Source organism: Micrococcus sp. LASM2_SD2, assembly GCF_057364565.1.
This window is the reverse complement of record NZ_JBNFOB010000149.1, coordinates 1-5,987: the sequence shown is the minus strand read 5'-3', so window position 1 is coordinate 5,987 and position 5,987 is coordinate 1. Positions and strand designations below refer to the sequence as shown.

5 protein-coding genes and 1 pseudogene are annotated in these 5,987 nt (G+C 71.2%); 3 read left to right on the top strand and 3 right to left on the bottom strand.

The window, feature by feature from the left end:
• Nucleotides 1-211: 211 nt before the first annotated feature.
• Nucleotides 212-673 (top strand): hypothetical protein, encoded by a 462-nt coding sequence (locus AC2W7A_RS08520; RefSeq protein ID WP_485990982.1) that lies wholly within the window; start codon nucleotides 212-214, stop codon nucleotides 671-673.
• Nucleotides 674-798: 125 nt separating this feature from the next.
• On the opposite strand, the gene AC2W7A_RS08515 is transcribed toward AC2W7A_RS08520, so the two are convergent.
• Nucleotides 799-1,710 (bottom strand): bifunctional methylenetetrahydrofolate dehydrogenase/methenyltetrahydrofolate cyclohydrolase, encoded by a 912-nt coding sequence (locus AC2W7A_RS08515; RefSeq protein ID WP_485990981.1) that lies wholly within the window; start codon nucleotides 1,708-1,710, stop codon nucleotides 799-801.
• An 8-nt stretch (nucleotides 1,711-1,718) separates the two neighbouring features.
• Nucleotides 1,719-2,995, bottom strand: a pseudogene (gene glyA, locus AC2W7A_RS08510) (serine hydroxymethyltransferase).
• A gap of 380 nt (nucleotides 2,996-3,375) precedes the next feature.
• Between glyA and AC2W7A_RS08505 the strand changes: the two are divergent.
• Together AC2W7A_RS08505 and AC2W7A_RS08500 are read left to right on the top strand one after the other, a co-directional pair.
• The gene (locus tag AC2W7A_RS08505) at nucleotides 3,376-4,860 is read left to right on the top strand and encodes a catalase (RefSeq protein WP_485990980.1); all 1,485 of its coding nucleotides are present in this window, start codon (nucleotides 3,376-3,378) and stop codon (nucleotides 4,858-4,860) included.
• A 237-nt stretch (nucleotides 4,861-5,097) separates the two neighbouring features.
• Nucleotides 5,098-5,520 (top strand): hypothetical protein, encoded by a 423-nt coding sequence (locus AC2W7A_RS08500; RefSeq protein ID WP_485990979.1) that lies wholly within the window; start codon nucleotides 5,098-5,100, stop codon nucleotides 5,518-5,520.
• 95 nt (nucleotides 5,521-5,615) lie between these two features.
• Here AC2W7A_RS08500 and AC2W7A_RS08495 read toward each other — a convergent pair.
• The coding region (locus AC2W7A_RS08495; protein ID WP_485990978.1) for a hypothetical protein at nucleotides 5,616-5,987 on the bottom strand (372 nt) is incomplete at its 5' end.

The following is a 5,987-nucleotide window of genomic DNA, read 5'->3' as shown; positions in this document are numbered from 1 at the left end:
CACAGCCCCCGCAGCGCCCCGCCCCGCACACAACCCCCGCACGCCCGCCCCGCATGCGAGACCCCGCACGACAGCCCCCGGGACCCCCGTCCCGCACGCCGGATCCACGGGCTTCCGTTCCTCTCACGCCCAGGCCCAGGCCCAGGGGCAGGATCGGAGCGGGACAGAGGACCGGTGCCGGGCCGAGGACCACCGGCCCCGTCCGGTGGGGATGGAGGCCACCGGGGCGTTCCTCGCGGCCGCCCTGCTGTGGGTGCTGCAGCTGCTGCCGCCGGCGCTCATCGAGATGGCCATGGGCGGCGCCGGCGACGAGGGAGTGCTCACGAGCCTGTACCACTTTCTGGACGCGATGATGTTCTTCCAGAGCCCGGTCTGGGTGATCGCCCCCGCGGCCGTGACGGTCGCCCTGTTCACGGTGCGCCAGCTGCGGCCACGCCCGGTGGAGGGACAGCTGTTCCTGCTGCCCGTGCTGGCGATCGTGGTCTACGGGGTGGCCGGCGAGATCCCCCTGAACGTCCTGGAGCCGGGCACCTCGCTCGGCGGACCGTTCTTCATCATGATGACCGCCCTGTTCGGCGCCCCGATCATGGTGCTGCTCGTGGCCATCGCCTACACCATGTGGAGCACCGCGCCGCAGCGCGCCCGACGGGTCCGGCACCTCACCGTCCGCTGAGACGCTGAGACAGGGGACCTCCCCACCCGAGACGAACGGCCCGCCGCCTTCCGTGGGGAAGGCGACGGGCGTCGTCGTGAAACGGGCCGGGTGAGGCGCCGCCAGCACCCCGCCCGACACCGGTCTCAGGCTCGGCGGGACTCCCCCGCCCAGTCGCCCGAGGCGGCGGCGCGCTCGGCGGCCTCCACCACGTTGGCGAGCAGCATGACGCGGGTCATCGGACCCACGCCGCCGGGGTTCGGCGCCATCCAGGAAGCCTTCTCGGCCACGGCCGGGTCCACGTCGCCGGCGATCCGCGAGCGGCCCTCGGCATCGGTGGTGCGGGAGACGCCCACGTCCAGGACGATCACGCCGTCCTTGACCTGCTCCGGCTTCACCATGTGGGCGGAGCCGGCGGCGGCGATGATCACGTCGGCCTCGGCCAGCAGCGCCTCCAGGTCCGTGGTGCCGGTGTGCGCCAGGGTGACGGTGGCGTTGACCTCGCGGCGGGTGAGCACCAGGCCGGCGGGGCGGCCGATGGTCACGCCGCGGCCGATCACCAGCACGTGCTTGCCGGCCAGCTCCACGCCGTGGCGCTTCAGCAGCTCCACGCAGCCGGCCGGGGTGCACGGCAGCGGGGAGTCCAGCTCGCCGCCCACGGAGGCGACCAGGCGGCCCAGGTTCATCGGGTGCAGGCCGTCCGCGTCCTTGGCGGGGTCGATGGCCTCGAGCACCCTCTGGGTGTCCACGTGCTCGGGCAGCGGCAGCTGGACGATGTACCCGGTGCAGTCCGGGTCCTCGTTCAGCTCGCGCACCACGTCCAGGATCTGCTCCTCGGTGGCGTCCGCCGGCAGCTCCTTCTGGATGGAGTGGATGCCGACCTCGGCGCAGTCGCGGTGCTTGCCCGCCACGTACTTCTGCGAGCCGGCGTCCTCGCCCACCAGCACGGTGCCCAGGCCGGGTGTGAATCCGCGCTCGGCGAGCGCCTCCACCCGGCCGCGCAGCTCGTCCTTGATGGCCGCCGCGGTGGCCTTGCCGTCCAGCTTCTGTGCTGTCATCCCGGCGGTCACCAGTCCTCGAGGCCGTCGTACAGCGGGAAGTCCTCGGCGAGCTTGGCCACACGGCCGCGCAGGGCCTCCAGGTCCGCACCGGGCTTGAGCGCCTCGGCGATGACGTCGGAGACCTCGCGGAACTCGGCCTCGCCGAAGCCGCGGGAGGCCAGCGCCGGGGTGCCGATACGCAGGCCGGAGGTGGTCATCGGCGGGCGCGGGTCCCACGGCACGGAGTTGCGGTTCACGGTGATGCCGACCTCGTGCAGGATGTCCTCGCCCTGCTGGCCGTCCAACTCCGAGTCGCGCAGGTCCACCAGGACCAGGTGCACGTCGGTGCCGCCGGTGAGGACGGAGACGCCCTGGTCCTGCATGTCCTTGGCGGAGAGGCGCTCGGCGAGGATCTGGGCGCCTGCAGGGTGCGCTCCTGCTTGGCCTTGAAGTCCTCGGAGGCGGCGATCTTGAAGGCCACGGCCTTGCCGGCGATCGCGTGCATGAGCGGTCCGCCCTGCTGGCCTGGGAACACGGCGGAGTTGATCTTCTTCTTCAGGTCCTCCTTGCAGAGGATGAAGCCGGAGCGCGGGCCCGCCAGGGTCTTGTGCACGGTGGAGGAGACCACGTCCGCGTGCGGGACCGGGTTCGGGTGCAGGCCGGCGGCCACGAGGCCGGCGAAGTGGGCCATGTCCACCCAGAGCTTCGCGCCGACCTCGTCCGCGATCTCGCGGAACGCGGCGAAGTCCAGCTGCCGCGGGTAGGCGGACCATCCGGCCACGATCACCTTCGGCTGCGAGGCGAGGGCCTGCTCGCGGACCTTGTCCATGTCCACGGTGTAGGTCTCCGGGTCCACCTCGTAGGCGGCGATGTTGTAGTTCTTGCCGGAGAAGTTGATCTTCATGCCGTGGGTGAGGTGGCCGCCGTGGGCCAGGGACATGCCCATCATGGTGTCCCCGTGGCCCATCAGGGCGGTCATCACGGCCACGTTGGCCTGCGCGCCGGCGTGGGGCTGCACGTTGGCGTGCTCGGCACCGAAGAGGGACTTGGCGCGCTCGATGGCGAGGTTCTCCGCCACGTCCACGAACTCGCAGCCGCCGTAGTAGCGGCGGCCCGGGTAGCCCTCCGCGTACTTGTTGGTCAGCACCGAGCCCTGCGTCTGCAGGATGGCGCGGGGCACGAAGTTCTCGGATGCGATCATCTCGAGCGTGCCGCGCTGGCGGCCGAGCTCGTCCGCCAGGACGGCGGCGATCTCCGGATCCACCTCGGACAGCGGGAGGGTGTTCACATCGGGCTGGGTCACGGGTCTTCCCTTCGACGGTCGGACGGCTCCGACCCACGTCGGTCGGACGGCTCCACGGGCCATCCTAGCCACGTGTGTGGCGCCCGTCGCACCGGTGTCACGGCGGTGGGGCCCGACGACGGCCGCCCGCCTTTCGCGTCCGTCTCGCCCCTCGTCGGGGTTTCGTCCGGACTCGGGGTCCCGTCCGGACGCCACACGCCCGGGCGGAGGCCCGGTCGAGGCGCCGAGGCCGGTGTTCTGAGCGGGGTGCGCCGGGTTCCGGAGGAGGGTGGGCGTCGTCGGGGTCTTACGCTGTCCGCCCCGCAGGTGAGAGTGTGGACATCCCGCCGGAACCGGCGGACGGTTCCAGGCGCGCCTGGACGAGCTCGCAAGGAGTGATGATGACCGAGAAGAAGACCCCCCACGCCACCGGATCGACCACGCAGTCGGGTGCCCCGGCCGTGTCGGACCGCCAGTCGCTGACGGTGGGCCCGGACGGGCCGATCGTCCTGCACGACACCCACCTGATGGAGACCCATCAGCACTTCAACCGCATGAACATCCCCGAGCGTCGCCCGCATGCCAAGGGCTCCGGCGCGTTCGGCGAGTTCGAGGTGACCGAGGACGTCTCGCAGTACACCAAGGCCCTCGTGTTCCAGCCGGGCACCAAGACCGAGATGCTCGCCCGCTTCTCCACCGTGGCCGGCGAGCTCGGCTCCCCGGACACCTGGCGTGACGTCCGCGGCTTCTCCCTCCGCTTCTACACCGAGGAGGGCAACTATGACCTCGTCGGCAACAACACCCCGGTGTTCTTCGTGCGCGACCCCATGAAGTTCACCCACTTCATCCGCTCGCAGAAGCGTCTGCCGGACTCCGGCCTGCGCGACGGCACCATGCAGTGGGACTTCTGGGCCAACAACCCGGAGACCGCTCACCAGGTCACCTACCTCATGGGCCCCCGCGGCCTTCCCCGCACCTGGTCCGAGATGAACGGCTACGGCTCCCATACCTACCTGTGGGTCAACGCCGAGGGCGAGCGCTTCTGGGTGAAGTACCACTTCATCTCCCAGCAGGGAGTGCACAACTTCACCAACGACGAGGCCGTGAGGATGGCCGGCGAGAACGCGGACCACCACCGCCAGGACCTGTTCGAGTCCATCGCCGAGGGGAAGTTCCCGAAGTGGGACCTGTACGTGCAGGTCATGCCGTACGAGGAGGCGAAGACCTACCGGTACAACCCGTTCGACCTGACGAAGGTGTGGTCCCAGAAGGACTACCCGCGCATCAAGGTCGGCACCATGACCCTGAACCGGAACCCGGAGAACCACTTCGCGCAGATCGAGCAGGCCGCGTTCTCCCCGGGCAACACCGTGCCCGGCATCGGCCTGTCCCCGGACCGCATGCTGCTGGCCCGCTCCATCGCGTACCACGACGCGGCCCTGCACCGCATCGGCACCAACTTCAACCAGCTGCCGGTGAACCAGCCGAAGTGCCCGGTGAACTCGTACACGTTCGACGGCCAGATGACGTACCACCACCAGGGCGCCGCCCCGCAGTACGTCCCGAACTCCTTCGACCACTCGTGGTCGGACGAGACCGGCCGCGTGGACAACGGCTGGGAGGCCGACGGCGAGATGACCCGCGAGTCCCAGACGCTCCGCAAGGACGACGACGACTTCGGCCAGGCCGGGATCCTCGTCCGCGAGGTGTTCTCGGACGAGGAGCGCGCCGAGTTCGTGCAGACCGTGGCCGGCGCCCTCGACGGCGTGAAGGAGCCCGTGCTCTCCCAGGCCCTCGAGTACTGGAAGAACGTGGACGCAGAGACGGGCGCGAAGATCGAGGAGGCCGTGAAGGCCGCCGCCGGTGACGACATCCCGGGCGTCTGATCGGCGCGGCACGTCGGGGACGACGGCCGCGGGGCCCACACGGCCCCGTGATGACGGCGGCGTCCGTTCCGGAACACTCCGGGGCGGGCGCCGCCGTCTGCGTCCCCGGGTGTCCGGCGCCCCGGACCGGCCGTGTCCCGGGCTGACCGGGCGCAGACCCTCCTGCGCTACTGTCCGGGAGGACACCGCGACGACGCCCGGATCCGGCGCTGACCTTGAAGGGACGGAACGACGCCCATGGATGGCCTCACACGCACCGGGATCGAGTATGTGCCCCTCGAGGGCGACGGCCCCCTCCCCGGCTTCGCGCTGCTCACCGCCGTCGCTCTGCTCGTGGCGGTGCTACTGGTGTGCGCGTCGTTCCTGCTGGTGCACCGACGTCAGGGGCGCGGGCCGTTCTGGGCGGCCGCCGCACTGATCGCCGTCCTCGGCCTCGGCTTCGGCGCCTGGCAGGTGTGGGACCGCATGGTCTCCACTTATGAGGCCTCCGGGACGGTCACGGACGTGGACCGCACCAACGGCCGCATGCACCTGGACTCCACCGGCGAGGAGCCCCTGCACGTCTCCGGTGCCGGCTGGGACGAGGTGGCCGTCGGGGACCGGCTCACGCTCACCTGCACGGGGTCCTCGGACTCGGTCGTGATGTGCGAGCTGCCCTGACCGCGCCGGTCCAGACGTACAGACGACGGCCCCCTCACCTGTGGAAGGTGAGGGGCGTCGTCGGGGTGGGACCGCGTCAGCGCGCCCGGTGCGGGTCACCTGCGGCCCTTCCAGCGGCGCTCCTGGGCCTGGGCGAGCTTGTCGCGCAGGAAGGAGGCGCCCTTCACGGCGCCCTTGGCACCGGCCTCGGCACCCTTCGCGGCGCCCTTGGCGGCCACCGAGGCGGCACCCTTGGCGGTCTCGATGAGGTTGTCCTTGAAGCTGGTCTTCTCACTACCGCGGTTCACACCGCCGGCCTGGACCGGACGCTCCGCCGCCGGGGTGTGGGCCTCGCCGAGGGTCTCCTCGGCAGGGACCGCACGGCGGCCGGCATCGGCATCGCGGCCGGCGTCGGCGATCGGCTGGGCCGTCTTCTCCTCGGCGGAGAGCCGGGCGCCGCCGACGGTCTCGTCCTCGGCGACCTCGCG